Below are 26,203 nucleotides of genomic sequence, written 5' to 3'. Positions count from 1 at the left end.
CGGCAGCGTCAGAGTGGTATAAGAGACAGCTTCGGCACGGATCCGGGGCGCGGCGGGTGGCGGGGTCGCTCCCGGCGGTTCGACGTGCCACGATCTGTGCATGGGTCAGGTTCTGCTCCTGCTGGTCGTGGCGTTGACCGTCGCGGCGGTCGTGTTCGGGGTGACGGTGCTGGTCTCCGGCCGGGATCCCGGCCTGGTGCCGGCCGAGCCGGACGGACGGTCCGTGCCGCTGCCGGCGTCCCGCCCGCTCGCCGAGTCCGACGTGGGCGAGGTCCGGTTCGACACGGCGCCGCGGGGCTACCGCATGGCCCAGGTCGACCACGCGTTGCGCCGGGCGGCCTACGACATCGGCTACAAGTCCGAGCTGATCGGCGTGCTGGAGGCGGAGGTCGCCGCGCTGCGCGAGGGGCGGACGGCGGATGCCGACGCCCTGCGCCGGGCGCGGGAGCAGGCGGCCGGGGCCGCTGCCGCCGAGCCGTCGCCGGAGGCCCGGGGGACGGTGCCGGTCGGGGCCGACCGGGCGGACGCACCGGGGGGCACCGACCTGGTCGTCGCGCCGATCCCCGCGTTCGCGGGCCCGACCGTCGCGTCGGCGGCGAAGGACGCGACGCCGGCCGGCTCCGCAGCCGCCAGGCACTCCGGCGACGCCGCCTTTGCCCGGCCCGGCGCCGACCGCGCCGCGGACCGGACCGGCGAGGACGACGCCGACACCGCCGCCGACACCCCCGTGGACCGGACGGGGGCGGGCGACGCCGCCGTGGACCGGTCCGACGCGGGCGACGCGGCCGTGGACCGGCCCGGCGTGGGCGACGCGGTCGTGGACCGGCCTGACGCGGGCGACGCCGCCGTGGACCGGACCGGGGCGGGCGACGCCGCCGCGCACCGCACCGACGCGGGCGACGGCACGACGCGGCCGGCGGGTGACGCGACCAGCCCCGGCCCGGTGGTCGGGTCGGGGTCGGAGTCGAAGTGACCGGTCCGGAACCCGGTGACGACCTGCGCGACGTGGCGCAGCCCGGCGCGGGCGAGGTCACGGCCACGGTGATCGTCGACGCGCCGGCGGAGCGGGTCTTCGCGGCGCTGACCGCCTGGGAGCGGCAGTCGGACTGGATCCCCTTCACCACCGTCCGGGTGGTCGAGGGCGACGGCGGCGAGGGCAGCCTGGTCGAGGCGGTCACGGCGCTCGGCCCCGCCGTGCTGCGTGACGAGATGCGGGTGGTCCGGGTGGACGCGCCCTACGAGGTGGGCGTGGTGCACTGCGGGAAGCTGCTGCGCGGCCCCGGCGTGCTCCGCTGCACGCCGTTGGAGCGGAACCGCACCCAGGTGGTCTGGCACGAGTGGTTCCACCTGCCCGGCGGGCCGGCGGGCCGGGTGGCCTGGCCGGTGCTCTGGCCCGGGTCGAAGTTCAGCCTGAGCCAGGCGCTGAAGAAGTTCGGTCGGCTGGTGGAGCAGGGCCGGCTCCCCTGACCGGGGCGGCCGGGGATCGTGCCCCGTCGGGCGACTTGGCGTGATCGACTCGATGTCGCCGACATCGGGGTGTCGGCGTGACCGGGACGCCCCGATGTCGGCGAACCCGGGCGGACCGGTCCCGGCGGCCGGGGCGCGGCGCGGGGCCGCAGGGCGCGGGCCCGTCGGGGCCGTGCCCTAGCGTGGACGCGTGACTGACCTGGTGATCGGCGCCGACGGGCTGCCGCGATGCGGCTGGGGGCACAGCACCCCCGACTACGCCGCCTACCACGACACCGAGTGGGGCCGGCCCCTGCGCGGCGACGACGCGCTCTACGAGCGGCTCACGCTGGAGGCGTTCCAGTCGGGGCTGTCCTGGCTGACCATCCTCCGCAAACGTCCCGCGTTCCGGCTGGCCTTCGACGAGTTCCGGATCGAGACCGTGGCCGACTACGGCGACGCCGACGTCGCCCGGCTGCTCGCCGACGCCGGCATCGTCCGCAACCGGGCCAAGATCGAGGCGGCGATCGCCAACGCCCGGGCGGCGCTGGAGCTTCCGGAGGGGCTCTCCGCGCTGCTCTGGTCCTTCGCCCCGCCGCCCCGGCCGGCCCGACCCACGTCGTTCGCGGAGGTGCCGGCGCTGACCGCCGAGTCCACCGCGATGGCCAAGGCGCTCAAGAAGCGGGGCTTCCGCTTCGTCGGCCCGACCACGGCCTACGCGCTGATGCAGGCCACCGGGATGGTCGACGACCACCTTGCGGGCTGCCACGTCGTGGCGGCACGGGCGGCGTGATGGGATGGAGGCCATGACGACCGACACCGCGCACCGGGTGGACGGGGCGCGCCCCGCCGACGGCACGGGCGCCTGGGCGGTGCTGCTGCCCACCGGGCGCTACGAGGCCGAGCGGCTCGTCCACCACGACACGCTCGAGTTGACCGGCCTGGCCGACGCCGCCCGACCCCGCCCCGGCGACCGGGTGGCCGTGCTGGTCGACGCGCCGCCCCGTCTGGTGGCGCTGGGCCGGGTCACCGGGGCCGGCGGCGAGGAGCGGGAGGACCCGGACGACCCGCAGTCCGAGCGGGTCGAGGCGCCGCTGGTGGTGGCGTACACCCGGCGGGCCTTCGACGAGCCGGCGCCGGCCGACGCGCTGGCGCTCGACGGGCCGGTGACCGCGCTGGACCCGGCGGCCTTCCGGGCCCTGGCCGACCGGCTCGGCCCGCCGCCGCAGCGGCGCTCCTGGCTGGTCAGCCTGGACCTGCCGATCGAGGCCGCGTCACCCGCCGAGGCGGTCCGCCTGTTCTGGGCCTACGTGCAGGAGCTGGGCCCCCGCGAGCTGCCGGCCTTCGTCTCGCCCTCCGGCGACGAGCTGGCCATGCAGGCGTTCGTGCTCGGCGCGGAGGCCAACCAGGATCCGGAGGAGGACGACTGACCCGACCGTCGACGGCCGCCCGGCCCACCGGCCGGTGGAATGCGGGGCCGGGCGGGCCCGGGGAGGCGTCAGCGGCCCTCGAAGACCGGCTTCTGCTTGTTGACGAAGGCCAGGGTGCCGGCGCGGTGGTCGGCGGTGCCTCCGCAGATCGACTGCGCCTGCGCCTCGGCGGACAGGGCGTCGGCCAGCGTGCCCGCGTCGGCGATGGAGAGCTGCCGCTTGATCGCCCCGTACGCGACGGTCGGGCCGGCGGCCAGCCGGGCGGCCAGCTCCTGCGCGGTCGGCAGCACCTGCTCGTCGTCCTCCACCAGGCGGTTGAGCAGCCCGATCTGGCAGGCGTCCGCCGCGCCCACCGGCTCGGCCAGCATCAGCAGCTCAATGGCCTTGGCGTGCCCGACCAGCCGGGGCAGCGTCCAGGAGGCGCCGGTGTCGGCGGCGAGCCCGACCTTGGCGAAGGCCATCAGGAAGCTGGTCGACGGCCCGCCGATGCGGATGTCGGCCAGGAAGGCCAGCGAGGCGCCCGCCCCGGCGGCCATCCCCCGCACGGCGGCGACCACCGGCTTGGGCAGGTTGGCCAGCCGGGCGGCGATCGGGTTGTAGTGCGCGCGGACGGTGTCCAGCGGGTTGCCGTCGGTGGACTCCAGGGTCTGCACGTGCTCACGTAGGTCCTGGCCGGCGCTGAACGACCGACCCGCACCCGCGAGCACCACCGCGCGGCAGGACCGGTCGGTCTCCAGCTCGGCCAGCGTGTCCCGCAGCGCCTCCTTGAGCGCGACGTCGAGCGCGTTCATCGCCGTGGGGCGGTTCAGCGTCAGGGTGACGACGGCGTCGGTTCGGTCGACGAGCAGCGGCTCGGTCACTTCTAACGACCCTTCTGTCGGGCGATGCGGTTGCCGGAGTCGAGGCACTGCTCGACGTACCGGTCGGCGGCCGGCCGCAGCCGCGCCGCGTGCCGGTCGAAGAAACTGGCCGCGGCGGTGCCGGGCCAACGCTCGGGGAGCAGCGCCGGGGGCAACTGCGGGTCCCGGAACAGGAAGGTACGCCACGCGTGCACGAGCCGGAACCGGGCGGCGTACGCCTCCTCGTCGAGGCTGCGCACGGTGACCCCGGCCAGCAGCGGTCGCTGCTCGGCGACGAACTGCTCGTACGCCTGGCCGATCTCCGTCAGGTCCCAGGCCCGGCGCACCACACCCATCGCGCCGGGGGTGCCGGCGGTGTGCGCGGCGGTGAACCGCTCGAAGCGCACGCCTGCCTCGTCGAGCAGCACGTCCACGTCCTCGCCGGGCCGGGTCGCCACCCAGGTGCACTCGTCCAGGGCGCCGTAGCCGAGGAAGGTCAGGTTGGCGGCGAGCCGCTGCCGGTCCCGGCGGGACAGGGGGGCCTCCAGCACCAGCAGGTCGAACCGCCCGTCCCAGGTGATCCGACCCGTCCGGTAGATCCGCGCCGCCGCCTCGTCCAGCCGGCGGGCGGCTTTCGGGGTGATCGAATATCCCGGCCCGGAGGTCAGCCGACACGGGTCGAGCCACCCCTGGCGGACCATCCGGGAGACCGCCGTGCGCACGGCGGGCGGGGCGATCCCGAGCGGCGCCAGCAGCCTGACCAGGGCGGCGACGGGTGCCCGGCCGCCCCTCGCCCGGAGGTGGTCGCCGTACAGGTCGAAGAGTGCCGACCGTGCCTGCATGACCGCACATTGTGACAGGCCTTCTCAGGATAAGCTAGATGCTGTTACATCAATGCTGCTTCGGTTTGGGTCCGGCGGTGTTCATCAGGGAAAATCGTTGGTCGACACCCCCGCGTAGGTTGCGGTGGTCAAGACGAAGTGGCTGTGGGGCAACCCACCGACCCTGGTGTAGGTCTGAGGGGAGACAACATGGCGGCGATGAAGCCGCGGACGGGCGACGGTCCGCTGGAAGTCACCAAGGAGGGCCGGGGCATCGTCATGCGCGTCCCGCTGGAGGGCGGTGGCCGGCTCGTCGTCGAGATGACTCCCGACGAGGCCAACGCGCTCGGTGACGCACTGAAGGCAGCCGCCGGCTGACCGAGGAACGGTCCGCGCGTCCGCGTGGGCCTTTCGTCAACCCCTGAGCCACCGGCCCCGCCGGTGGCTCAGGGTCTTCATTCTCCCGCGGAGCCACGCTCCGCGAGCTTCCTGGAGGTACGGCTCCGCGTGCTCGCCATCCGTCTGCTCGCCGAGCCGGACCGGCTCGACACCCTCGTTCTCCCCGTCCGGCCAGATGCGGCCGGCGACGAACCGGCCCGACCGGCCCCGACCGGGGCGACGCTGCCCGACGGCGTGGCCGAGGAGGCCGTCGCCCTGGTGCCGGCGGCACGACTGACCGGGCGCCCCGGTGAGGTCCATGCGCAGCTGCGACCCGGGCGAGACCCCGGCCGGCTGCTGCTGCTCGGTGTCGGCGAGGGCGACGAGGCGGGCTGGCGGACGGCCGGCGCGGCTCTGGCCCGGGCCGCGAAGGATGAGATCCACGTCACGTTGGCCATGCCTGCCGACGTCACCGAGGCGGCCGTACGCGGACTTGTCGAGGGGCTGCTGCTGGCCTCGTACCGGTTCCGGCTGACCGACGCCGGCACCGCCCCCGCCCTGGCGGAGGTCGACGTCGTGGTGGCCGACCCGGACGCGCACGCCACGGCCCTTGAGGTGGCCCGGACGACGGCCCGGATGACCCGGTTCGCCCGCGACCTCACCAACACCCCCTCGTCGGTGAAGAACCCGCAGTGGTTCGCCGACCAGGTCGCCGCCCTCGCCGCCGACGTGCCGGACCTGCACCTGCGGGTCCGCGACCCGGAGGAGCTGGCGGCCGAGGGCTTCGGCGGGATCCTCGCCGTCGGGGGCGGCTCGGCCAGCGGCCCGCGCCTGGTCGAGCTGGACTGGCGGCCGGCCGACGCGCGTACCCACGTGGTGCTGGTCGGCAAGGGGATCACGTTCGACACCGGCGGCATCTCGATCAAGCCGGTGGCGTCGATGAAGCTGATGCGCAAGGACATGGCGGGCGCGGCGGCGGTGGTCGCGGCGACCCTCGGCGCGGCGGCCCTGCGCCTGCCGGTCCGGATCACCACGCTCGCGCCGCTGGCGGAGAACATGCTGAGCGGCTCGGCGTTCCGCCCCGGCGACATCATCCGCCACTACGGCGGCACGACCAGCGAGACCACCAACTCCGACGCCGAGGGGCGGCTGGTCCTGGCCGACGCGCTCGCGTACGCCGTCGCCGAACTCCAGCCCGACCTGCTGGTCGACCTCGCCACGCTCACCGGGGCGAACGCGGTCGCGCTGGGCAAGCGCACCGGCGCCCTCTACAGCGACAACGACGGGCTCGCCGCGGACGTGCTGGCCGCTGTCGCCGCCGCCGGCGAGGCCGCCTGGCGGATGCCGCTGCCCGCCGACTACGCCGAGCACCTCGGCAGCGACCTGGCCGACCTGCACAGCTCGCCGGACCGGGGCGCCGGGTCCGTGATGGCCGCGCTCTACCTGCGGGAGTTCACCGGCGGGCTGCGCGACCGGTGGCTGCACGTGGACATGTCCGCGCCGTCGTGGGCCGACGGCGACGACGCCGAGCTGACCCGGGGCGCGACCGGCTGGGGCGTACGCTCGCTGCTGCGCTGGCTGGGCTCGCTGGGTTGACCGCCCGGCGGCGCCCGCCCCTGGCGGGCCCCCGGTCAGCGGCGGGTCAGCACTTGACGGCGGCGAGCAGCCCGTGGCCGACCGGCAGCAGCGCCGGGATCCAGTGCTCGGACTCCCGGATCGCCTTGATCGCCTCGCGGACGGTCACCGTCTCGACGTCCCGGGCGGCGGGGTCGCCGATCCGGCCGCCGGCCAGCGTGCCGTTGAGCGCGACCACGCCGCCCGGTCGCAGCAGCCGCAGCGCGGCGTCCACGCAGGCGGCGAACCCGGTCGCCTCCGCGTCCACGAAGACCAGGTCGTACGCGCCGTCGGCGAGCCGGGGGAGCACATCCAGCGCCCGGCCGGTGATGATCCGGGTGCGACCGGCGGCGAAGCCCGCCTCGGTGAAGATCCGCCGGGCGATCCGCTGGTGCTCGACCTCGACGTCGATGGTCGTGAGTACGCCGTCGGCGCGCATCCCGCGCAGCAGCCAGACCCCGCTGACTCCCGTGCCGGTGCCGATCTCCACCACCGCCCGGGCGCTGCCGGCGGCGGCGAGCAGCCGCAGCGCCGCGCCGGCGCCGGGGGTCACCGCCTCCAGGCCGACCTCGTGGGCCAGGCTGCGGGCGGTGCGCAGGACGAGATCCTCGGTCACGTACGACTCGGCGAAGTGCAGGGTCTGGGCCGTCGAATTGCCGGAACCGGCGACCGTGGCGATGGGACACCTCCGGGCGGCATGCGTGGTGCGGGGGCGGGTGGGCACTGTGAGCCTAGAGGCGACGTCGAACGGGCGCAGCCGCGCGTCCGCCACCCGACGATCACGGTCGGCAACCGGTGACTCCATCCGCGGCATCCGTGTAATCCTGGAAGCGGTGTTCCGGCCAGCGCGACCGGGCGACGCTGTCGCCGGGTCCGTGGAGCGCGGGATCCGGGGATGGACTGGGAGGGCACCGACGTGACCGACGGCTGGGACTGGCGCCAGCCCGGGGGAACTCCGACACCGGCGCGACCGCCGGTGCCCGGACATCCGCCGGTGGGGTCGCCGCCGACGCCTCAGGGCGCCGGGGGCGGCACGACTTCGCCCTGGTGGACCGACGCGCTGGCCGACCCGTGGCGCGACCCGACCGCGCCGGCCGCCGTGGTGCTGCCGGCCGCGCCGAGCCCCGGCACCGAGCCGGAGCCGGTCAGCGACCCGGACGCACCGGGCCGGCCGACGCTGCGGCAGCTCCTCCTCATCCCGTTGATCACCGCGCTGCTCGCGGGCAGCCTGGGCGGCGCGCTCGGGTACGCCTTCGCGGTCCGCGGTGGCGCCGTGGCCGGCACGGTGCTCGGCGCGGACCCGCAGGCGCCCGGCCTGGCCCAGCGCAGGCCCGAGTCGCTGGCCGGGGTCGCCGAGCGGGTGCTGCCCAGCGTGGTGACCGTCCGGGTGGCGGGTCTCGGCGGCACGAGCGAGGGCTCCGGCTTCATCGCCAGCGCCGACGGGCACGTCATCACCAACGACCACGTGGTGGCGGGGGCGACCGGCAAGGCGTCGGTGGTCTTCAACGACGGCAGTTCGGCCCCGGCGACCGTCGTCGGGCAGGACCCGGAGTCCGACATCGCAGTGATCAAGGTCTCCCGGACGGGCCTGCGGCCGGTCGAGTTCGGCGACTCCGACGCGCTGGCCGTGGGCGACCCGGTGCTGGCCATGGGCTCGCCGCTCTCGCTGGCCAACACGGTCACGGCCGGCATCGTCAGCGCCCTGGACCGGACGATGCGGGCCGGTGAGCCCGGCGGCCCGACGCGCTACTACGCGGCGATCCAGACCGACGCGGCGGTCAACCACGGCAACTCGGGCGGCCCGCTGGTCGACGGCGCGGGCCGGGTGATCGGGGTCAACTCGACGATCAAGTCGCTGGTCTCCGAGGGGCAGGAGGCGGGCAACATCGGCCTCGCCTTCGCCATCCCGATCAACCAGGCCAAGCGGATCACGCAGGACATCATCGGCACCGGCAAGGCCCGGCGCACGGTGATCGGCGCCCAGGTCGGCGGGTCCGGCGCGGGCACCGGAGGAGCCGGCGTACGCCTGGCGGCCGTGGAGCCGTCCGGCCCGGCGGCCGGCGCGGGGCTGCGGGCCGGTGACGTGATCCTCAAGCTCGACGGTCGGCCGATGACCGAACCGACCGACCTGATCGCCCTGGTCCGGAAGTTCGCGCCCGGCGCGGTGGTGACCGTGGAGTACCGCCGGGGCGCCAACCGGCAGAACGCCTCCGTGACCCTGGCCGCGGACGCCAAGTAGGGACCGGTCACCCCCTCCCCGACCGGTGCCCCACGTGCGTAGTCTTGCTGCTGACGCCGAAGGAGGCCCGCGCAGTGTTCGAGAACCTGAACTGGTGGGAGATCGGTGCGCTGCTGCTCCTGGCGCTGCTGATCTTCGGTGACCGGCTGCCCGCGGTGATCAGCGACGGCCTGCGCATGGTGCGCAACCTGCGCGCGATGGCCAGCAACGCCACCACCGACCTCAGTCGCGAGCTGGGCACCGACATCCAGCTGGAGGACCTGCACCCGAAGGCGTTCATCCGCAAGCACCTGCTCAGCGAGGAGGACGAGCAGGCGATCCGGAAGCCCCTCCAGGGCGTCTACGACAACCTGCGGGCGGACGTCACCGGCGTGCACAACGAGCTGAAGGACGTGGCCTCCGCTGCCGACGTGCGCGCGAACGGCAGCCGCCCGGCGACCGCCACCGGCGCCGCCCCGGCCCCCGCCCCCCGGGCCAGCTACGACGACGCGACCTGACCCCGGGCCAGCCACGACGATGCGAGCTGACTCCCGGGCCAGCTGCGACGATGCGACCTGACCCCGGGCCAGCTGCGCCGACGTGACTTGCTTCCGGGTCAGCTACGACGCGACCTGACTCCGGTCAGCGGCGAGGTCGCGCCGACCTGACCCCGGCCCGCCTCGGCGTCGCCACGGACGGCGACGGGGGCGGCGCTCCCGGGGGAACGCCGCCCCCGTGCGGGTGGCGACAGTGCCGGCCGTGGCCGGCGTACGGTCAGCGGCCGGCGGGCTTGAGGCCCAGCGGCTTGCCGAGCAGCGACTCCCGGCGCAGGGCGAGCCGGTCGGCCACCTGGCCCAGCGCCTTCGCGGCCGGCGACTCCGGCTCGGCCAGCACGATCGGGGTGCCCACGTCGCCGGCCTCGCGCACGCGGGTGTCGAGCGGGACCTGCCCGAGCAGCGGCACCTGCGCGCCGATGGTCTTCGTCAGCGACTCGGCGACCGCCTGGCCGCCGCCCGCGCCGAAGACCTCCATCCGGGAGCCGTCCGGCAGCTCCAGCCAGGACATGTTCTCGATGACGCCGACCACGCGCTGGTGGGTCTGCAACGCGATTGCGCCGGCCCGCTCCGCCACCTCGGCGGCGGCGGCCTGCGGGGTCGTGACGATCAGGATCTCGGAGTTGGGCAGCAGCTGGGCCAGGGAGATCGCCACGTCGCCGGTGCCCGGGGGCAGGTCGAGCAGGAGCACGTCCAGCTCGCCCCAGTAGACGTCGGCGAGGAACTGCTGCAACGCCCGGTGCAGCATCGGGCCGCGCCACACCACGGCGGCGTTGCCAGCGGTGAACATGCCGATCGAGATGACCTTCACGCCGTGCGACTGCGGCGGCATGATCATGTCCTCGACGCGGGTCGGGCGCCCGTCCGCGCCGAGCATCCGGGGCACCGAGTGGCCGTAGATGTCGGCGTCGACCACGCCGACGGAGAGCCCGCGGGCGGCCAGCGCGGCGGCCAGGTTGACCGTCACGCTGGACTTGCCGACGCCGCCCTTGCCGCTGGCGACCGCGTACACGCGGGTGCGGGAGCCCGGCTGGGCGAACGGGATGACCGGCTCCTGGGAGGCGCCGCCGCCGCGCAGCTTCGCCTGGAGTTCCTGGCGCTGCTCGGGGCTCATCACGCCGAACTCGATCGCCACGCCGGTCACCCCGGGCACCGCGCCGACGGCGGCCGTGATGTCCGAGCGCAGCTTGTCCTTCAGCGGGCAGCCGGCGACGGTGAGCAGCAGCTCGACCCGTACGACGCCGTCGTCGCCGACCTCGGCGGAGCGGACCATGCCCAGTTCGGTGATGGGCCGGCGGATCTCCGGGTCGTTGACGGTGGCCAGCGCGGCCTGGATCGCGTCGGAGACGGTGCTGACGGGTGCTGACATGCCCGCAATGCTACGTCGGTGGCCCTGACCCACCGCCGTCAGCGGGGGGCGGTGTGAGCGAATCGATGGCGACGGCCGCGCCGGGCGGCATATCGGACGAAGCGGGACGATCGAGTCGATCCCGCCGAGCCGGACCCCCGGGGCGGGCGGCGTCCGGGCCGCTCAGGCCTCGGCCTCCCGGCCCTCCGGGCGGCCGTCGTGGGCCTGATCGCCGTCCAGGTCGTCGCGGGGCTCCTCCAGCCCGTCGCCGTGCTGCGGGATCCTGTCCTGCTGCCGGCGCTCCAGCCGCTGCCGGCGCCGGCCCGCCTCGTCCAGCTCCTCGGCCAGCCGGGCCAGCTCCGAACGGAGGAAGTCCCGGGTCGCGACCTCGCCCATCGCGTTGCGCAGCGCGGCGATCTCCCGCGCCAGGTACTCCGTGTCGGCCTTCTGCATGGTCGCCCGGCGGCGGTCCTCCTCCAGGGAGACCCGGTCCCGGTCGGCCTGCCGGTTCTGCGCCAGCAGGATCAGCGGCGCCGCGTAGCTGGCCTGGAGGGACAGCACCAGGGTCAGGAACGTGAAGGTGTACGGGTCGAAGCGCAGGTGCGCGGGGGCCAGGGTGTTCCAGCCGAACCACAGCGCGATCACGATCGTCATGTAGACGATGAAGTTCGCGGTGCCCATCCCCCGGGCGATCCCCTCGGACCACCGGCCGAAGGCCTCCGGGTCGAACCGGGGCAGCTTGACGCCTCGGGGCTCGCGCGGCTGGTCGAGCCGCTGCGCCCGTCGCTGCTCAGTCATCCGCGCCGTCCAGCGTCGGCCCGGCGGTGGACGGGCGCTCGGCGGCGTCCCGGTCCCGCCAGTCCCGGGGCAGGAGGTGGTCCAGCACGTCGTCGACCGTGACCGCGCCGACCAGCCGGTTGTTGCGGTCGATGACGGGCATGGCGACCAGGTCGTACGTGGCCATCCGGCGGGTGATCTCCGGCAGCGGGGTGGTCGGCCGCAGCGGGTCGATGTCGTTGACCACGATGCCGCCGAGCAGGTCGGCCGGCGGTTCGCGGAGCAGCCGCTGGAAGTGCACCATGCCGAGGTAACGGCCGGTCGGCGTGGTCATCGGCGCCCGGGACACGAAGACCTGCGCGGCGATCGCGGGGGAGAGCTGCGGTTCCCGGATCCGGGCCAGGGCCTCGGCGACGGTGGCGTCCGGCGGCAGGATGACCGGCTCGGAGGTCATCACGCTGCCCGCCGTTCCCGGCGTGTACTTGAGCAGCTGACGCACCGGGTCGGCCTCGCCCGGCTGCATCAGGTCGAGCAGCACGTCCTGCTCGGGCGGCGGCAGCTCACTGAGCAGGTCGGCGGCGTCGTCCGGGTCCATCTCCTCCAGCACGTCGGCGGCCCGCTCGCGGTCCAGCGCGGCCAGGATCTCCACCTGGTCGCGCTCCGGCAGCTCGCTCAGCACGTCGGCCAGGCGCTCGTCGTCCAGCGCGGCGGCGACCTCGTTGCGCCGGGTGTCGGGGAGATCCTGGAGGGCGTTGGCGAGGTCGGCGGGGCGCATGTCCTCCAGCACCGAGAGCAGGTTGGCCGTGCCCCGGCTGTCGGCGATGCCGCTGAGCCCGCGTACCCGTTCCCACTCGACCTGGTGCAGGTGGCCCCGGCGGGTCAACCGGCCGGTCTGCTCGCGTACGGCGACCCGGGCCAGCGACCACTCACCGCCCCGGCTGCACTCCATCGCCACGTCCACCACGGAGCCCGACTGCCCGCCGGGCTCGACCTGCACCCGGCGGTCCAGCAGCTCCTGGAGCACGAGCAGCTCGTTCGGGCGCTTCTCGAAGCGGCGCAGGTTGAGCGTGCCGCTGCCGAGCACGACCGCGTCGGCGTCGATGGAGGTGATCCGGTTCAGCGATAGGAAGATGCGCCGCCGCATCGGCATCTCGGCGACGAGACCGACCACCTCGGGCGGGCGTTGCGTCGGCCGCAGCCTGCCCACCGCGTCGCGGACCCGGCCCACCTGGTCGCCGTTGGGATCGAAGACGGCCACCCCGGCGAGCCGGGCGAGGTAGACCCGGGTCGGCGTGCTCACGGGCACCAGCCTAAGCGCCTAGTGTTTATCAACATGTCGACCTTGGCCTACGAGATCGTGGACGTCTTCACCGACCGCCCGTTCGCCGGCAACCCGCTGGCGGTGGTGTTCGGCGCCGAAGGGCTGGCCACCGAGCAGATGCAGGCGCTCGCGCTGGAGTTCAACCTCTCCGAGACGGTGTTCGTGCTCCCGCCCACCCAGGTCGGCGCCACCTACCGGGCCCGCATCTTCACGCCGGCCGAGGAGCTGCCCTTCGCCGGTCATCCCAGCGTCGGCGCGGCGGTGACCGCCAGCCGCCGTGGCATGTTCGGTGTGGGACAGGTCACCCAGGAATGTGGGGCGGGCGTGCTGCCGATCGAGGTGGCCGCGACCGGGGCCACGCTCACCGGTGGCGTACCCACCCTCGGCCCCGAGCTGGACCCGGAACCGCTGCTGGAGATGGCCGGCCTGGACGCGGACGACCACGTCGGCCCGGCGCCCCGGGTGGCCGGCTGCGGGCTGGAGTTCCCCTACCTCCCGGTCCGCCCGGACGCGGTGGCCCGCGCACGGGTCAACGCGGCGGCGGCGCAGCGGTACGGAGTGGAGCACGTCAGCGTCTTCTCCTGGGACGCCGCCGCTCAAACCGCGCACGCCCGGGTCTTCGTCCCCGGGTTGGGTGTGCCGGAGGACCCGGCCACCGGTTCGGCGGCCCTGGGCCTGGGGGTGTGGCTGGTCGCCAGCGGCCTGCTGCCCGCCGACGGGCGCGCGGAGTACACCGTCCACCAGGGCATCGAGATCAACCGCCCGTCCGTGCTGGCCTGCACGGTGACCGCCGAGGACGGTCAGGCGGTGGGCGCCACCGTGGCCGGGCACGTCGTACCGGTGGCCCGGGGCGAGATCACGGTCCCGCCGTTCGTCGGCTGACCTGCGCGATCCGGGTCGCCGGATCGGATCGCCCGGCGTCGTGCCCGTGCCGTGCGACCCGACCGCGTCCACGTCGACGCGCGGCCGGACCCCGGGCGGCACTGACGGGACGGGGACGGATGCGGCAGGATGCGAGGGTGACCGACGCGGAGCGGACCAGCACGCCGCTGGTCGACGAGGCGATGAAGAAGGCCGCCGTGGCCTGGGTGAGTGTGCCCGGCGGGCCGGCGCTCGCGCTGTGGTGCCTGCCCCTGGAGGGGGCGCTCTTCGTGGTCAGCGGCCCCGGGGAGCAGTCCGCCCCGGGGCTGGCCGACGCGACCGAGGCACAGGTCACCCTGCGCGGTGACCACGGCGGGCGGATCGTCACCTGGCCGGCGCGGGTGAGCCGCCTGGCGCCCGGCACCGAACACTGGGAGACGACCGCGCCGCTGGTGGCCGCGAAGCGGCTCAACGCGCCCGGGCCCGCGACGGAGCTGGTGGAGCGCTGGGCGACCGACGGCTGTGCGGTGAACCGGCTGGAGCCGGCCGGCGAGCCGCTCGCCGGCGCCGGGCTGCCCGCGGACTCGCTGGCCGAGGTGCCCCGCGAGACGCCGGCCGTCCGGGCGACCCGCAAGCCGTTCCGCCTGCACCGGGTCCGCCGCCGCTGAGACGCCCGGCCGCCGGCTCAGGAGACGCAGCCGGCCGGCACGGGGGCGATCGCGGGAACGAGGCCAGTCGCGCGCCCCGGCACCCGCGCGACGAGTTCGACCACCTCGTCGAGCGAGCGCAGCACCGGCCCGATCCAGGCCTCGTCGGCGTTGAACACCATGTGGCCGGCCAGGTCCGGCGCGGCCAGGCGCACGGCTGTCATCCCGGCCCGCTCCGCCCCGGTCAGCTCCTGGCTGCCGCCGTCGCCCACGTAGAGGCAGTCCGCCGGCGCCAGGTCGAGCCGCCGGCACGCCGCCTGGTAGAGCGCCGGGTCCGGCTTGCAGCGCCCCACCTGCACGGAGAAGACCCGCACGTCGAGCAGCGGGGCGATCGGCAGCTGCGGCAGGAACGCCGGCAGCTCGTGCGTGCAGTCGCTGATCACTCCCGTACGCAGGCCGAGCCCCCGCAGCGCGGCGAGCGTGGGCACGGCCTCGTCGCGCAGCCGGGTGTCGGCGCGGATGGCCCGGTGGCGGGAGGCGACCGCCGCGCGGACGGCGTCGTCGGAGGGGTGCACGCCGGCCTGCTCGCAGACCCAGCGCAGGGTCGCCTCGGCGTTGCCGAGCCGCCCGCAGGCCCGCTCGTAGTAGGTGCGGTCGAGCACGTCGACGAGCGTGCGCGGGGCGCAGCCGAGCAGCTCGGCGGTCGACCGGTGGGCCTCGCCCCGCTGGACGGAACGGGTCAGCGTGCCGAAGAAGTCGAACAGGACCGCCTGGTAGGTGGGCATGGGGGAGCGCCTCCGGGCGGTAGGGGAATCGCCGGCGCGGACAGGCATGATCGTAACGGAGTGCTGACGTTCCGTGTCGGCCCGTGGCGTGTGAGGATTGCTCCCCGTGTCCCCCGCAGCGCACCGCCCGTCGTTCCACCCGGCGACCACCGGGGCGCTCGTCCTGGCCGTCGTCGCCGTCTCGTCGTCCGCGCCGCTGGTGGCCGTCGCGGCGGCGCCGGCGCTGGCCGTCGCGTTCTGGCGCAACCTGCTCTCGGTCGCCGTGCTCGGCCCGTTCTCGGCGGCCCGGCGACGCGCCGAGTTCCGGTCGCTGACCGTCGGCGCCGGTCGGCGCGAGGGCGTCTACTGCGTGCTGTCGGGGGTCGCGCTCGCCGCGCACTTCGCCACCTGGATGCCCAGCACCAAGCTCACCTCGGTCGCGGCGGCGACCGCGCTCTGCGCCACCCAGCCGGTCTGGCAGGGGCTGATCGCCCGCGCCCAGGGCCGCCGGCTGCCGGGCGCCGTCTGGGCCGGCATCGGGGTGGCGGTCGTGGGTGCGGTCGTGGCGACCGGGGCGGACTTCGCCGTCTCCGGCCGGGCCGTGGCCGGCGACCTGCTCGCGGTGGCCGGCGGCCTGTTCGCGGCGGTCTACACCGCGCTCGGCGAGCGGGCCCGTACGACGATCAGCACGACCACCTACACCACCGTCTGTTACGGGGTCTGCGCCCTGGTCCTGCTCGTGGTCTGCCTGGTCGGCCGGGTGCCGCTGACCGGCTTCGACACCGGCACCTGGCTCGTCGTGCTGGCCCTGGTGGCCGTCCGGCGGCGTCCGTGAGAGTGCGAGGGAGGGCACGCGGCGGCGGGAAGGCGGATGGCGGAGCGGGACGGCGACGAGGGCGGCACGACCGTCACGCCGTCGGCCGAGTTCCCGCCGCTCGACCCGGACGAGCTGCGGGCCCTACGCCGGATCGGTGACCGGTGGCGGAACGCCCGGCGGGGCCGACCCCCCGGCGCGGACACGCTGCCGGTGGACCCGACGCTGCGCCGGCACCCCGACCGGCCGGCCCCCACGCGGTTCGGCCGCCTCGCCCCGATCGCGATGTTCCGGATCGGGGAGCCGGACGAGTTGGTCGCCACCGCACCGGCCAACCTGCCCGGCAGCCGGCTCGGCCGGGCGACCACCCGGCTGCGGCGGGCGCTGTTCGGGCCGCCACTGACCAGCGCCGCCGTGGTCTACGAGCGGATGCGCAAGCTGGTGGCCCTGCCGGTGCTCTCCTCCGACCTGCTCAGCTCGGTGGCGTACGGGCCGGAGGCGATGCTCGCCGTGCTGCTGCTCGCCGGCAGCGGGGCGCTCGGGCTGTCCCTGCCGCTGGCCGCCGGGCTGGCGCTGCTCATGATCGCGGTCGGCGTCTCCTACCGGCAGACCGTCGCCGCCTACCCGCACGGGGCCGGGTCGTACATCGTGGCGGGCGACAACCTGGGCGCGGGGGCGGGGCTGGCCGCGGCGGCGGGACTGATGACGGACTACGTGCTCACCGTGGCGGTGTCCGTCTCCGCCGGCATCAGGGCGATCACCTCGGCGATGCCGGGACTGGCCGCCTGGACGGTGCCCCTCGGGCTCGCCGTGATCGGTCTGCTGCTGGCGGGCAACCTGCGCGGCGTACGGGCCGCCGGCAACCTCTTCGTGCTGCCCACGTACGCCTTCGTGGTCGCGCTGCTGGCGCTGCTCGCGGTCGGCTGGTTCCGCGCGGCCGGGCGGGGTTTCGTCCCGGTCGCCCCGCCGCCGGTGCCGGCCGTGGAAGGGTTGGGGCTGCTGCTGGTGCTCCGCGCGTTCTCCTCCGGCGCGGTCTCGATGACCGGCATCGAGGCGGTCTCCAACGCGGTTCCGGCGTTCCGGCCTCCCGAGTGGCGCAACTCGCGCACCACGCTCACTTGGATGGTCGCGATGCTGGTGCTGTTCTTCGGCGGCCTCGTCGGGTTGATCCACCTGTCCGGGCTGGTGCCCACCGCCGAGCAGTCGCTCCTCTCCCAACTGGCCCGGGTCACCTTTCCCAGCGGTCCCTGGTACGCCCTGATCCAGGCCGCCACCGCGCTGATCCTGCTGCTGGCCGCGAACACCGCCTTCAACGACTTCCCCCGCCTGCTCTTCTTCATGGCCCGGGACGGGCACGCGCCGCGCCGGTTCCTGCACATGGGCGACCGGCTCGCCTTCAGCAACGGGCTGGTGGCGCTCACCGTCGCGGCGGCGGTGATCCTGGTGGCCTTCCGCGGGCACACCGAGGCGCTGATCCCGCTCTACGCGGTCGGGGTGTTCCTCGCCTTCACCCTGTCCCAGGCCGGGATGGTGCGGCACTGGCGACGCCGACGCGGTCCCGGCTGGCGCCGCCGGGCGACGATCAACGCGGTGGGCGGCACCTTCTCCGGCCTGGTGCTGGTGACCGCCGCGGTCACCAAGTTCACCGAGGGCGCCTGGGTGGTGGTCGTCGCCGTACCGCTGCTGGTCCTGCTGTTCCGGGCCATCCACCGGCACTACCGGAGGCTGCACCGGTCCCTGGCGCTGCACCCGCCGCCGGGCGGCCCGGCGCCCGGGCCGCCGGTGGTGCTGGCCCCGCCGCCCGCCACCGGGCCCGCCGCGCCGGAGGACGAGGAACTGCCCGAGCAGGTACGCCACCTCGTGGTCGTGCCGGTCGCCCGGCTGAACCGGGCCTCGCTGCGGGCCCTGGCGTACGCGGCCTCGCTCGGGCAGCCGACGCTGGCCGTGCACATCGCCCCCGAGGAACCGGAGGCGGACCGGTTCCGGGAGCAGTGGCGGGTGTGGGGGGACCACCTGCGGCTGGAGACGATCGTGTCCCCGTACCGGGCGGTGGTCGGGCCGCTCGCGCACTACCTGGAGGCCCTGCACGCCTCCCGGGCCGACCTGGTGCTGACCGTCGTCGTGCCGGAGGTGGTGGTGCGCAGCCGCTGGCACCGGCTGCTGCACAGCCGCACCGAGCAACGGCTGCGTTCGGCGCTGCGCCGGCTGCCGGGGGTGGTGGTCACCAGCCTCCCGGTGCACCCGGGCGGGTAGCTCCCTCCGCGGCGTCTGCCCGGGTGGCCGTGCGCTGGCAGCGACTCACCGAGGATGGTCCGCGGACCGAGCGGCTTTCCCCGCCCGGACGGCGCAGGCGTCCGGGCGAGGTGGACGCGGGCGGCCCGGTGGGCGGCGACCCGGGGCGGCCCCCGGTCGCGATGAGGGGCAGCTCTATGGTGACGGGATGTCCATCGAGTTGGTGTCGCGCTTCGCGGTTGACGACGGCGAGCTCAGCGCGCTGCACGCGCGCGCCTTCGGCGGCGGCGACCAGGTGACACCGTGGCGCGAGCGCCTGGAACGACACGCTCTGAGTTGGGTGGGCGCGTTCGACGCCGGGCGCCTGGTGGGCTTCGTGCAGGTGTGCTGGGACGGGGGCGCTCACGCGTTCCTCCTGGACACCGCCGTGGATCCGCCCTAGCAGCACCAGGGGATCGGCCGGCGGCTGGTCGAGGCCGCGGCGGCGGACGCCACGGCCGCCGGCTGTCACTGGCTGCACGTCGACTTCGAGCCTCATCTCGAGAAGTTCTACCTGCAGCAATGCGGCTTCACGTCCACCCCGGCCGGTCTGCTGCGCCTCGGTGACGAGCCGGGTGCCGGCTCCTGAGCGTGGCCCCGAGGGACGGCTGCGGCGCGGGTCGTCAGTCGCGTCGGGCGAGCACGGCGACCCGGGGCAGCGCCTCCGGGTCGGGTACGGGGGTGAGCAGGTCGTCGATGGCGGCGACGTGGCTCGTCGTCCAGCCGGCGTCGGCCAGGGCGGAGAGCACGTCGGCCACGGGGTGGGCGGTGTTGGTGATCGTCGTGGTGAAGGGGGCCGTGCGGCCGTCGTCGGTGCGTAGCTCCCCGGTGACGTGCAGCGGGCGGCGGTCGCCGTCGAGCGGGCCCCGGGCCACCTCGACCGAGACCGTGCCGTCCTGCCGGGCGACCGGGGGGACGTCGGCGAGGAGCCCCTTCGTCGTGGACATGTCGAAGCCGAACCAGCCGCCCGGCGCGACCGCCCGGTGCACGCAGCGCAGGTAGGACCGGACCCGGTCGATGTCGCCGACGTGGTTGAGGACGTCGTACGTGGAGACCGCGAACGCGCAGGTGCGCGGCACCTCGAATTCCGCGGCGTCCGCGGCGATGAGCACCGCGTCGGTGCCGGCCAGCCGTTCCCGGGCGCGGGCGATCATCGCCTCGGAGACGTCGACCCCGACGACCCGGTAGCCGGCGGCGGCGAATCGGGCGGCCACGATGCCGGTGCCGCAGCCGACGTCCAGCAGGCTCAGCTCCGACCCGGGTGCGACGCGCGCGTGCAGCCGCAGCCACGCCTCGCCCATCCGCTCGGGGTACGGCGCCCAAAAGCGGTCATACGCCGTGACGAAGGCGTCAACGTACTCGGCCATCGGGTTGCCTTTCGTAGTGCCGGACGGTGGAACTGGCCAACGGGACGAGCGCGGCCACGAAGATCACCGTGGCCAGGGCGAGCAGAGCCGTTCGCACGCCGATCGCGGGTACGACGAGACCGGCGGCGATCATGACGGGCGGGCCCAGTCCCACCGCCCCCAGCCACTCGTACGCGCTCACGCGGGACATCGCCTCCGTCGGCACCTCGGACTGGACGGTCGTCTCCCACAGCACCCCGAAGACGTCGAAGGCGACCCCGGCCAGCACGGCGGCGAGGATCACGAACGGCAGGGCGGCACCGGCTCCGAGCAGCAGCGCCGGCAGCCCCAGCAGCGACACGGCGAGGACGGCCGTGCGCAGAGGCCGGGTCGTCCTGATTCGCATCGCCACCAGCACGCCGGCAAACATGCCGACGGCGTACCCGGCCAGGACGCCGGACCAGGCGCCCGCGCCGCCCAGGTGCGCCCTGGCGAGCAGCGGCCCCGCGAGCCCGAAGGTGACCCCGACGGCGGCGTTGATCACCGCTGCGGCGAGCACGATCTGCCACAGCCATCGTCGCCGGACGAACTCGCGCCAGCCGTCGCGCAGTTCGGCCGGCAGGTTCCGCCCGGCGGGCCGGGTCGTCGCGGCGAGGCGCAGCCGCGCGAGGAGTAAGGCGGCGACGGCGAACGTCGCGGCGTCGAGGGCCAGCGCCCAGCCCGGCCCGAGCCAGGTGATCAGCGCGCCGCCCGCCGTGAAGCCCGCCACCGTGGCGGTGTTCGTGCCGAGCCGCAGCAGGGCGTTGCCCCGCTGGCGCGCCTGCGGCGCGACGAGTTCGGCGGTCAGCCCGTTGAGCGAGGGCAGCAGCAGCGCGGAGGCGGTGCCGGCGACGGCCGCGCAGACGGCGAGGGTGGCGACGCCGGCCCGCCCGCTCAGCACGAGGACGGTCATCGCGCCGTACGCCGTACCGCACATCAGTTCCGCCGCCACGAGTACGCGGTGGCGCGGCAGCCGGTCGCCGATGACGCCGCCGAGCAGCATCAGCGCGATCCGGGGCACCGAGATCGCGGCGAGCACGAGCGACAGCGCCGTGGGCGATCCGCCAGGAAGGTCGAGCACGGCGAAGGTCAGCGCGAGCGGGCCCATCGCGTTGCCGAAGACGGAGATCGTCCTGGCCGTGGCGAACAGGACGAACCGGCGCTCGCGCAGCGGGTCCGCCGGGCGGTCCACGGACGCGACGGTGTCGGTCATGCCCGGTCCGGGCGGACGATCGCCTGCCACCGCGCCACCGGCTCGCCGGCGTCGAGCACGTGCAGCAGCGGCCGGCGGGCCACCACGGGGCACACGTGTCCGGGCAGCACCCGCAGCTCGTCGCCCACCGACACCGACCCCGCGTCGACCGGCCCGCCGTCGGGTGCGGTCAGCACGACACCGCTCATCCAGGTCTGGTCGGCGCCCGCCAGCAGTTCGTCGGCGTCGGTGCGCAGCACCTGCCCGTCGGTGCCGGTGACGGTCGTGGCGACGGATATCGCGACCGCCCCGGGATCGCACTCGCCCAGCCGGGCGAACCCGCCGTCGAGCAGCGCGTACGCTCCGGCGCAGACCTCGGTCACGCCGGCGACGTCCAGCACGCCGGCGAGGGTCGGGGTGCCCCCGACGCTGACGGCCGGGCAGGGCGACCCGGCCGCGCGGATCCGCTCGGCGACCGACACCAGCAGGCGCGCCTGGCGGCGGCCCAGCTCGACCCGGTCGCGCGCGGCGGCGGGGTCGGTGATCCCCACATAGCCGGTGACGCCCGCCATCCGCAGCCCGCCGGTCCGCGCGATAGTGGCGGCCAGCCCCACGGCGGCGTCGGGGTCGACACCGACGCGGTGCAGACCGGTGTCGACCTCGACGCGTACGCCGAGTTCGACGCCGTGGGCCTCGGCCGCCGCGCCGAGCCCGGCCACCGCGTCGGGGTGGTCCACGTGCACCGTCACCGCGCAGTGCCGCGCGAGCTGGGCGAACCTGGTCCACCGCCACGCGTCACGCCAGGGCCACGCCACCACCACGTCCGTCACGCCCACCGCCACGTAGGCCTCGGCCTCGGCCGCCGAGTGCACCGCGACGCCCACCGCGCCCGCGGCCACCTGGCGGGCGGCGATCTCGGGACTCCGGTGCCCCTTGACGTGCGCGCGCAGGGCGACGCCGGCCTCGGCCACCCGCCGGCCGTACCGCGCGACGTTCGCGTCCAGCCGGGCCAGGTCGACGGTCACCCGTGGCGTCATTCGCCGCGCCCGTGCCAGGCGTCCGGCGGGAAGGAGAACGCCGCGTCGCCGCCGGCGAGCATCGCCGCCTGGCGGTCCCGCTCGGCGGGGTGCGGCACGCCGACGCCGGAGACACCGAGGAAGGCCTCGTCCGGCCAGGACAGCCCGAGGGCGTCCTCGACGGGCGCGTCGCGGGTGGCGGCGGTGAAGAACGTCCCGAGCCCGAGCGCCGTCGCGGTGAGGTACACGGTCTGGCTCAGGTGACCGACGTCGAGCAGGAGCGCACGGTACGCGCGGGCGGCCGGGTACTTCCACACGGTCCGGTCGAGCACCGCCGCGTACATCAGCAGGAAGCCGGCCTGGGCGGCGTGCGGCTGCCCGCCGCACCACTCGCGCAGCCGGTCCTCGCCGGGGGCGGGCGCGAGGCGCACCAGCTCGTGGCGGCGCACCGCGTAGTGGTAGATCCCGGGTTCCAGCCCCGCCACGTCGCGGACCACCGGGTAGACCTCGACCGGGTGGCGGGCCCCGCCGGAGGGGACGGTCTTGAGCAGCGCCGTCCCGACCCCGGAGACGTCCACCTCGCGACGGACCCCGGCCGTCCAGCGCAGCAGGGCCGCGAACGCGGGCAGCGGCACCGGGCGGTCCGGGTCGAACCATCGGGTCGAGCGCCGGGCCGCGAGGACCGTGGTGAAGTCGACGGCGGGCGGGTCGGCGGGGGGCAGGGCGATGCGTGGCCCGTCGTGCTCCCTGACCGGATCCGGCTGGCCGGACTTGGCGCGCAGCACCGCCGCGTCCTGCGCCGCCGAGCGGAAGACGTCGCTGCCGAGCGTACGGCTGGCCAGGTGGTAGTAGGTGGCTGCCGGTCCCAGGTCGCGCCACGCGCCGAGGCGTTCCTCCTGGGCGTGCTCGGGCGAACCCTCGGCGACGAGCACGTGGGCGTCGAGGAGCTGCTGCGCGAGCCGGCCTTCGGGCTCGGCCCAGTCGGCGTAGTCGCGCAGCAGCCTCTCCGCCTCCACAGTCAACGCGAACTGCCGGTGCCTCAGCGGGTCGTCGCAGACCAGTTGGCCGTCACGCCACAGGAAGACGACCAGCCGCGACACACGGACACGCATGACTACTCAGGCTTCGACCGGTCAGACCTCGACCGGAGGCTCCAGGCAGGTCAGTTCCTGGTCGTAGTCGTCGGACGCCACCGGCTCGAAGGCCTCGATCTGCTCGGTCATGCGGGAGCTCCCCTCACTAATCGGCGTTGATCACTGTGATGCACCGTATCAGACCGTCCACAGTGAACACACCCACCGACATGGATCGAGCCGACCCGCTCCCGCGCCGACTCAGGCCTCGTGGACCTCCAGCACGCGGGTGGTCGGGGCGGCGTCGCCCAGTTCTTCGCGCAGCGCCACCCGCTCCGGGTCGGCCATGAAGCCGTGGTAGCCGTCGCGGGTGTCGAACCGGATCAGGTGCACCTCCGTACGCCCGTCGCCGGTGCGCTGCCGACGCTCCAGCCGCCCGCCGTGCCGCCCGAGCAGGCCGAGCACCGCGTCCTCGTACCGCTGGCCGGTCTCGACCGCGTCGGGGGCCAGCTCCACCAGCGCCACCAGGCGCACGGCGGCGGCCGGGTCGGTGACCAGCGACTTGAAGAAGTGGTGGTCGACGTGGCCGCCGGGGATGCCCTCCCGGCGGCCCGTGTCGAGGTAGCCGTGCCGGCGGTAGAACTCCGGCGCCTGGAACGAGAACGAGGAGACCGACATCTCCGTGCAGCCGCGCCGGCGGGCCTCGTCCTCGGCGGCCCGCAGCAGCCGGCCGCCCCACCCCTCGGCACGGCGGTCCTCGCGCACCCACACCATGTTGATCCCGGCGCAGCCGCCCCAGGTCCACCCGGTCAGGCCGGCCACCAGCTCGCCGTCGGCGTCGTCGACCCGGACGCAGAGGCCGGCCTCGTCGTCCGCGCCGGTCGCCCGGTTGTTGAAGACGGTCAGCTCCGCGTCGAGCCGTGCCTGGAGTTCCTTGTCCTCGCGGAGCACCCGAAGGACGCTGCCGGCGTCGTTCCCCGTGGTCGTCATGCGGCGGAGTATCGCAGCGCCCCGCCCCCGGTGACACCGCAAATCCGGCGGCGCCGCCTGCCGGGCGGGGCCCCGTTATCCGGCGACGCCGACCGCCTCGGTGCTGGCCGTCCAGAGTCGGGCGGCGAGCTGCGGATCGGTCGCCCTGGGCAGCGGCCGGCGCAGCCGCCGGTCGACGTGGTAGCCGCCCGTCACCAGCCGCTCCGGGTCCTGGTTGGCCAGCCAGACCAGCGTCTCCGCGCCCTTCTCCGGGCTGCGCAGCGGCAGGATCCGCATGCCCAGGGCGACCAGCCGGTTGTCGTTGCCGAACCGGCTGCGCACCACCCCCGGATGGAAGGAGTACGCGGGGATCTCCGGCCAGCGCCGGGCCGCCTCGGCCGTGAAGAGGATGTTCGCCTGCTTGCTGGTGCCGTACGCCTGCATGGGCCGGTAGCGGCGCAGCGCGGCGTTGAGGTCGGCCGGGTCGAGCACGCCGCTGCGGTGCGCGCCCGAGGCGGTCACCACCATCCGGCCGATCCGGTCCCGCAGCAGGTTGCTGAGCAGGAACGGGGCCAGGTGGTTGGCCTGGATCGACAGCTCGAAGCCGTCGACCGTGGTGAGCGGCTGGAGCGCGATCGCCCCGGCGTTGTTGGCGAGCACGTCGATCCGGTCGTACGCCTCGCGCAGCTTGCCGGCCAGCCGGCGGACGTCGTCCAGCACCGCGAAGTCGGCCCGGAACAGCTCCGGTCGCTCGCCGGACGCCTCCCGCACCTGTTCCGCCGCGGCCTGGAGTCGGGCCGGGTCGCGGCCGACCAGTACCACCTGGTCACCGCGGCGCGCCAGGTCGACGGCGGCCGCCAGCCCGATGCCCGAACTGGCCCCGGTCACCACCACGATCCGACGCCCAGTGAGATCTTCCACAGGTCCATTCACCCCGGTCACGGCACGAGGTTACCGTGGCGTCACAAAGACCTTTGGGATCGTTAAGCCCTCGCATTTCGTCAGGTGACGTCGGCGTGCCCGCGCACGCTGGAAGGAGCGCATCCATGGCCGCAGTCGGTCGCCCCCGTCGGTCCTGCCTCGCGGTACCCGGCTCCAGCGTCAAGATGCTCGGCAAGGCCCAGGGGCTCCCGGCCGACCAGGTCTTCCTGGACCTGGAGGACGCGGTCGCCCCGCTGGCCAAGCCCGACGCCCGGAAGAACATCGTCGCGGCGCTCAACGAGGGCGACTGGTCGGGCAAGACCCGCGTCGTCCGGGTCAACGACCTGACCACGCCGTGGACCTACCGGGACGTCATCGACGTGGTGGAGGGCGCCGGCGCCAACCTCGACTGCGTCATGCTGCCCAAGGTGCAGAACGCGGCCCAGGTGCAGTGGCTCGACATGACCCTGACCCAGCTGGAGAAGACGCTCGGCCTGGAGGTCGGCCGGATCGGCATCGAGGCGCAGATCGAGAACGCCGCCGGCCTGGTCAACATCGACGCCATCGCGGCCGCCTCGCCCCGGGTCGAGACCATCATCTTCGGTCCGGCCGACTTCATGGCCTCGATCAACATGAAGTCCCTGGTGGTCGGCGCGCTCATCCCGGACTACCCGGGCGACCCCTACCACTACATCCTCATGCGCATCCTGATGGCGGCCCGGATGCACGACAAGCAGGCCATCGACGGCCCGTTCCTGCAGATCCGCGACGTGGACGCGTTCCGCGAGGTGGCCAAGCGCTCGGCGGCGCTCGGCTTCGACGGCAAGTGGGTGCTGCACCCGGGCCAGATCGACGCCGCGAACGAGGTCTACTCGCCGGCCCAGGCCGACTACGACCACGCCGAGCTGATCCTCGACGCGTACGAGCACTACACGTCGGAGGCGGGCGGCCGGCTGGGCGCGGTGATGCTCGGCGACGAGATGATCGACGAGGCGTCCCGCAAGATGGCCCTCGTGGTGGCGGCGAAGGGCCGGGCCGCGGGCATGACCCGCACCTCGTCCTTCACCCCGCCGGCCGAGTAGTCCCCGCGCCTCCCGACATCCGTGCCGCCCCGGTCCGCGCCGGGGCGGCACCGTCGCGTCAGTAGTTGGTGCCGCCGGTGTCGGCCTGGGAGATCGCGAAGATGATGATCGCCACGTAGAAGAGGACCACCAGCAGGTAGAGGCCGGTGACGATCCAGCCGACGATGATGCCGGCCTTCGCCATGCCCTCGCCGCCCTCGCCGGTCTCCCGGATCTGCTTCTGCGCGACGTGGCCGAGGATCGCGCCGATCGGCGCGGTGATGCAGGAGCCGATGCCGACCAGGGCGAGCACCAGTGCGGCGATGGCGAGGCCGTTGGTCCTCAACGAGGGGGCGTAGCCGTAGTTCGGGTAGGCCGGCGGGTAGGCGGCGGGCCCGGGCTGGCCGGCGGCGTGCTTCATCCCGGCGTACGGGTCGCCGCCCGCGTACGGGTCCGGGGCGTACGGGTCGGCCGGCGCGTACG

At 74.8% G+C, this 26,203-nt stretch carries 27 protein-coding genes and 2 pseudogenes; 15 read left to right on the top strand and 14 right to left on the bottom strand.

Annotation, left to right across the window (positions count from 1 at the left end; translation table 11 throughout):
• Nucleotides 1-100 precede the first annotated feature (100 nt).
• From F6X68_RS14235 to F6X68_RS14220, 4 genes and pseudogenes are all read left to right on the top strand, one after another.
• Nucleotides 101-457 (top strand): annotated as a pseudogene (locus F6X68_RS14235) (DivIVA domain-containing protein); the annotation flags it as partial.
• Nucleotides 458-969: 512 nt separating this feature from the next.
• Nucleotides 970-1,467: an SRPBCC family protein gene (locus F6X68_RS14230; protein WP_132231660.1), complete on the top strand. Its 498-nt coding sequence runs from the start codon at nucleotides 970-972 to the stop codon at nucleotides 1,465-1,467.
• A gap of 190 nt (nucleotides 1,468-1,657) precedes the next feature.
• Entirely contained in the window at nucleotides 1,658-2,239 is a 582-nt protein-coding gene (locus tag F6X68_RS14225; RefSeq protein ID WP_151454727.1) for a DNA-3-methyladenine glycosylase I, read from the top strand.
• Nucleotides 2,240-2,252: 13 nt separating this feature from the next.
• Complete coding sequence (locus F6X68_RS14220; protein ID WP_151454726.1) at nucleotides 2,253-2,876, top strand: hypothetical protein; 624 nt, start codon at nucleotides 2,253-2,255, stop codon at nucleotides 2,874-2,876.
• A gap of 68 nt (nucleotides 2,877-2,944) precedes the next feature.
• Here F6X68_RS14220 and F6X68_RS14215 read toward each other — a convergent pair whose 3' ends face one another.
• The gene (locus F6X68_RS14215) at nucleotides 2,945-3,736 is read right to left on the bottom strand and encodes an enoyl-CoA hydratase-related protein (protein ID WP_151454725.1); all 792 of its coding nucleotides are present in this window, start codon (nucleotides 3,734-3,736) and stop codon (nucleotides 2,945-2,947) included.
• A 2-nt stretch (nucleotides 3,737-3,738) separates the two neighbouring features.
• The gene (locus F6X68_RS14210) at nucleotides 3,739-4,557 is read right to left on the bottom strand and encodes a PaaX family transcriptional regulator C-terminal domain-containing protein (protein WP_151454724.1); all 819 of its coding nucleotides are present in this window, start codon (nucleotides 4,555-4,557) and stop codon (nucleotides 3,739-3,741) included.
• 189 nt (nucleotides 4,558-4,746) lie between these two features.
• On the opposite strand from F6X68_RS14210, the gene F6X68_RS14205 reads away from it, so the two are divergent.
• Both F6X68_RS14205 and F6X68_RS14200 read left to right on the top strand, forming a co-directional pair.
• Nucleotides 4,747-4,914: a DUF3117 domain-containing protein gene (locus F6X68_RS14205; RefSeq protein ID WP_007455245.1), complete on the top strand. Its 168-nt coding sequence runs from the start codon at nucleotides 4,747-4,749 to the stop codon at nucleotides 4,912-4,914.
• Between the two features lie 129 nt (nucleotides 4,915-5,043).
• Nucleotides 5,044-6,510 carry a M17 family metallopeptidase gene (locus F6X68_RS14200; protein ID WP_151454723.1) on the top strand — a complete coding sequence of 489 codons (1,467 nt, stop codon included), beginning with the start codon at nucleotides 5,044-5,046 and terminating at the stop codon, nucleotides 6,508-6,510.
• Between the two features lie 46 nt (nucleotides 6,511-6,556).
• Here the strand turns inward: F6X68_RS14200 and F6X68_RS14195 are convergent, their stop codons facing one another.
• On the bottom strand, nucleotides 6,557-7,144 hold the full coding sequence (locus F6X68_RS14195) for an O-methyltransferase (RefSeq protein ID WP_089003702.1): 588 nt from the start codon (nucleotides 7,142-7,144) through the stop codon (nucleotides 6,557-6,559).
• A 279-nt stretch (nucleotides 7,145-7,423) separates the two neighbouring features.
• On the opposite strand from F6X68_RS14195, the gene F6X68_RS14190 reads away from it, so the two are divergent.
• Both F6X68_RS14190 and F6X68_RS14185 read left to right on the top strand, forming a co-directional pair.
• Nucleotides 7,424-8,767, top strand: coding sequence for a S1C family serine protease (locus F6X68_RS14190; RefSeq protein ID WP_151454722.1), 1,344 nt, complete (start codon nucleotides 7,424-7,426; stop codon nucleotides 8,765-8,767).
• Nucleotides 8,768-8,841: 74 nt separating this feature from the next.
• Nucleotides 8,842-9,264: a preprotein translocase subunit TatB gene (locus F6X68_RS14185; RefSeq protein ID WP_151454721.1), complete on the top strand. Its 423-nt coding sequence runs from the start codon at nucleotides 8,842-8,844 to the stop codon at nucleotides 9,262-9,264.
• Between the two features lie 256 nt (nucleotides 9,265-9,520).
• Here the strand turns inward: F6X68_RS14185 and F6X68_RS14180 are convergent, their stop codons facing one another.
• The 3 genes from F6X68_RS14180 to F6X68_RS14170 form a co-directional block, all read right to left on the bottom strand.
• Entirely contained in the window at nucleotides 9,521-10,669 is a 1,149-nt protein-coding gene (locus F6X68_RS14180; protein WP_151454720.1) for an Mrp/NBP35 family ATP-binding protein, read from the bottom strand.
• Between the two features lie 162 nt (nucleotides 10,670-10,831).
• Nucleotides 10,832-11,446: a DUF1003 domain-containing protein gene (locus F6X68_RS14175; protein ID WP_151454719.1), complete on the bottom strand. Its 615-nt coding sequence runs from the start codon at nucleotides 11,444-11,446 to the stop codon at nucleotides 10,832-10,834.
• Entirely contained in the window at nucleotides 11,439-12,725 is a 1,287-nt protein-coding gene (locus F6X68_RS14170; protein WP_151454718.1) for a magnesium transporter MgtE N-terminal domain-containing protein, read from the bottom strand. Before F6X68_RS14170 ends, F6X68_RS14175 begins: the two co-directional genes overlap by 8 nt.
• Before the next feature lie 33 nt (nucleotides 12,726-12,758).
• On the opposite strand from F6X68_RS14170, the gene F6X68_RS14165 reads away from it, so the two are divergent.
• Both F6X68_RS14165 and F6X68_RS14160 read left to right on the top strand, forming a co-directional pair.
• A complete protein-coding gene (locus F6X68_RS14165) occupies nucleotides 12,759-13,628 on the top strand; it encodes a PhzF family phenazine biosynthesis protein (protein ID WP_151454717.1) in 870 nt (289 codons plus the stop codon).
• A 119-nt stretch (nucleotides 13,629-13,747) separates the two neighbouring features.
• Entirely contained in the window at nucleotides 13,748-14,275 is a 528-nt protein-coding gene (locus tag F6X68_RS14160; RefSeq protein WP_370518951.1) for a hypothetical protein, read from the top strand.
• Between the two features lie 17 nt (nucleotides 14,276-14,292).
• On the opposite strand, the gene F6X68_RS14155 is transcribed toward F6X68_RS14160, so the two are convergent.
• Complete coding sequence (locus tag F6X68_RS14155; protein ID WP_151454715.1) at nucleotides 14,293-15,039, bottom strand: HAD family hydrolase; 747 nt, start codon at nucleotides 15,037-15,039, stop codon at nucleotides 14,293-14,295.
• A 106-nt stretch (nucleotides 15,040-15,145) separates the two neighbouring features.
• Here F6X68_RS14155 and F6X68_RS14150 point away from each other — a divergent pair.
• The 4 genes and pseudogenes from F6X68_RS14150 to F6X68_RS34730 all read left to right on the top strand — a co-directional run.
• A pseudogene (locus tag F6X68_RS14150) lies at nucleotides 15,146-15,835 on the top strand (EamA family transporter); the annotation flags it as partial.
• A gap of 54 nt (nucleotides 15,836-15,889) precedes the next feature.
• Nucleotides 15,890-18,085, top strand: a complete 2,196-nt coding sequence (locus F6X68_RS14145; RefSeq protein WP_151454714.1) for an APC family permease — start codon at nucleotides 15,890-15,892, stop codon at nucleotides 18,083-18,085.
• A 187-nt stretch (nucleotides 18,086-18,272) separates the two neighbouring features.
• Nucleotides 18,273-18,506 (top strand): hypothetical protein, encoded by a 234-nt coding sequence (locus tag F6X68_RS34220; RefSeq protein ID WP_225852196.1) that lies wholly within the window; start codon nucleotides 18,273-18,275, stop codon nucleotides 18,504-18,506.
• 12 nt (nucleotides 18,507-18,518) lie between these two features.
• Nucleotides 18,519-18,692, top strand: coding sequence for a hypothetical protein (locus F6X68_RS34730; RefSeq protein ID WP_305069289.1), 174 nt, complete (start codon nucleotides 18,519-18,521; stop codon nucleotides 18,690-18,692).
• A 34-nt stretch (nucleotides 18,693-18,726) separates the two neighbouring features.
• Here F6X68_RS34730 and F6X68_RS14135 read toward each other — a convergent pair whose 3' ends face one another.
• The 6 genes from F6X68_RS14135 to F6X68_RS14110 form a co-directional block, all read right to left on the bottom strand.
• The gene (locus tag F6X68_RS14135; RefSeq protein WP_151454713.1) at nucleotides 18,727-19,470 is read right to left on the bottom strand and encodes a class I SAM-dependent methyltransferase; all 744 of its coding nucleotides are present in this window, start codon (nucleotides 19,468-19,470) and stop codon (nucleotides 18,727-18,729) included.
• Nucleotides 19,454-20,701 carry an MFS transporter gene (locus F6X68_RS14130; protein WP_151454712.1) on the bottom strand — a complete coding sequence of 416 codons (1,248 nt, stop codon included), beginning with the start codon at nucleotides 20,699-20,701 and terminating at the stop codon, nucleotides 19,454-19,456. The genes F6X68_RS14135 and F6X68_RS14130 overlap by 17 nt, the downstream gene beginning before the upstream one ends.
• A complete protein-coding gene (locus tag F6X68_RS14125; RefSeq protein ID WP_151454711.1) occupies nucleotides 20,698-21,717 on the bottom strand; it encodes an alanine racemase in 1,020 nt (339 codons plus the stop codon). Before F6X68_RS14125 ends, F6X68_RS14130 begins: the two co-directional genes overlap by 4 nt.
• Nucleotides 21,714-22,808 (bottom strand): SagB family peptide dehydrogenase, encoded by a 1,095-nt coding sequence (locus tag F6X68_RS14120; RefSeq protein WP_151454710.1) that lies wholly within the window; start codon nucleotides 22,806-22,808, stop codon nucleotides 21,714-21,716. The genes F6X68_RS14125 and F6X68_RS14120 overlap by 4 nt, the downstream gene beginning before the upstream one ends.
• 222 nt (nucleotides 22,809-23,030) lie before the next feature.
• A complete protein-coding gene (locus tag F6X68_RS14115) occupies nucleotides 23,031-23,759 on the bottom strand; it encodes a GNAT family N-acetyltransferase (RefSeq protein WP_151454709.1) in 729 nt (242 codons plus the stop codon).
• 75 nt (nucleotides 23,760-23,834) lie between these two features.
• Nucleotides 23,835-24,659 carry an SDR family NAD(P)-dependent oxidoreductase gene (locus F6X68_RS14110; RefSeq protein WP_151454708.1) on the bottom strand — a complete coding sequence of 275 codons (825 nt, stop codon included), beginning with the start codon at nucleotides 24,657-24,659 and terminating at the stop codon, nucleotides 23,835-23,837.
• A gap of 125 nt (nucleotides 24,660-24,784) precedes the next feature.
• Here F6X68_RS14110 and F6X68_RS14105 point away from each other — a divergent pair, with 125 nt between their 5' ends.
• A complete protein-coding gene (locus F6X68_RS14105) occupies nucleotides 24,785-25,741 on the top strand; it encodes a CoA ester lyase (RefSeq protein WP_132231620.1) in 957 nt (318 codons plus the stop codon).
• Nucleotides 25,742-25,799: 58 nt separating this feature from the next.
• On the opposite strand, the gene F6X68_RS14100 is transcribed toward F6X68_RS14105, so the two are convergent.
• Nucleotides 25,800-26,203: DUF4190 domain-containing protein (locus F6X68_RS14100; RefSeq protein ID WP_151454707.1), on the bottom strand; the 404-nt coding region annotated here is incomplete at its 5' end.

It is taken from the genome of Micromonospora sp. AMSO12t (assembly GCF_008806585.1).
In the GTDB taxonomy this organism is placed as follows: Bacteria; Actinomycetota; Actinomycetes; order Mycobacteriales; family Micromonosporaceae; genus Micromonospora; species Micromonospora reichwaldensis.
Note: the sequence above shows the minus strand (reverse complement) of the source record. Positions and strands in the feature narration are given on the sequence as shown.

What these genes read in the sequence shown, in the direction of transcription:
- F6X68_RS14105 (WP_132231620.1), top strand. Translation starts at nt 24,785, where the DNA reads ATGGCCGCAGTCGGTCGCCCCCGTCGGTCCTGCCTCGCGGTACCCGGC.
- F6X68_RS14125 (WP_151454711.1), bottom strand. Translation starts at nt 21,717, where the DNA reads ATGACGCCACGGGTGACCGTCGACCTGGCCCGGCTGGACGCGAACGTC.
- F6X68_RS14180 (WP_151454720.1), bottom strand. Translation starts at nt 10,669, where the DNA reads ATGTCAGCACCCGTCAGCACCGTCTCCGACGCGATCCAGGCCGCGCTG.
- F6X68_RS14190 (WP_151454722.1), top strand. Translation starts at nt 7,424, where the DNA reads ATGGACTGGGAGGGCACCGACGTGACCGACGGCTGGGACTGGCGCCAG.
- F6X68_RS14205 (WP_007455245.1), top strand. Translation starts at nt 4,747, where the DNA reads ATGGCGGCGATGAAGCCGCGGACGGGCGACGGTCCGCTGGAAGTCACC.
- F6X68_RS14115 (WP_151454709.1), bottom strand. Translation starts at nt 23,759, where the DNA reads ATGACGACCACGGGGAACGACGCCGGCAGCGTCCTTCGGGTGCTCCGC.
- F6X68_RS14120 (WP_151454710.1), bottom strand. Translation starts at nt 22,808, where the DNA reads ATGCGTGTCCGTGTGTCGCGGCTGGTCGTCTTCCTGTGGCGTGACGGC.
- F6X68_RS14165 (WP_151454717.1), top strand. Translation starts at nt 12,759, where the DNA reads ATGTCGACCTTGGCCTACGAGATCGTGGACGTCTTCACCGACCGCCCG.
- F6X68_RS14155 (WP_151454715.1), bottom strand. Translation starts at nt 15,039, where the DNA reads ATGCCCACCTACCAGGCGGTCCTGTTCGACTTCTTCGGCACGCTGACC.
- F6X68_RS34220 (WP_225852196.1), top strand. Translation starts at nt 18,273, where the DNA reads ATGTCCATCGAGTTGGTGTCGCGCTTCGCGGTTGACGACGGCGAGCTC.
- F6X68_RS14145 (WP_151454714.1), top strand. Translation starts at nt 15,890, where the DNA reads ATGGCGGAGCGGGACGGCGACGAGGGCGGCACGACCGTCACGCCGTCG.
- F6X68_RS14130 (WP_151454712.1), bottom strand. Translation starts at nt 20,701, where the DNA reads ATGACCGACACCGTCGCGTCCGTGGACCGCCCGGCGGACCCGCTGCGC.
- F6X68_RS14220 (WP_151454726.1), top strand. Translation starts at nt 2,253, where the DNA reads ATGACGACCGACACCGCGCACCGGGTGGACGGGGCGCGCCCCGCCGAC.
- F6X68_RS14175 (WP_151454719.1), bottom strand. Translation starts at nt 11,446, where the DNA reads ATGACTGAGCAGCGACGGGCGCAGCGGCTCGACCAGCCGCGCGAGCCC.
- F6X68_RS14160 (WP_370518951.1), top strand. Translation starts at nt 13,748, where the DNA reads ATGCGGCAGGATGCGAGGGTGACCGACGCGGAGCGGACCAGCACGCCG.
- F6X68_RS14135 (WP_151454713.1), bottom strand. Translation starts at nt 19,470, where the DNA reads ATGGCCGAGTACGTTGACGCCTTCGTCACGGCGTATGACCGCTTTTGG.
- F6X68_RS14210 (WP_151454724.1), bottom strand. Translation starts at nt 4,557, where the DNA reads ATGCAGGCACGGTCGGCACTCTTCGACCTGTACGGCGACCACCTCCGG.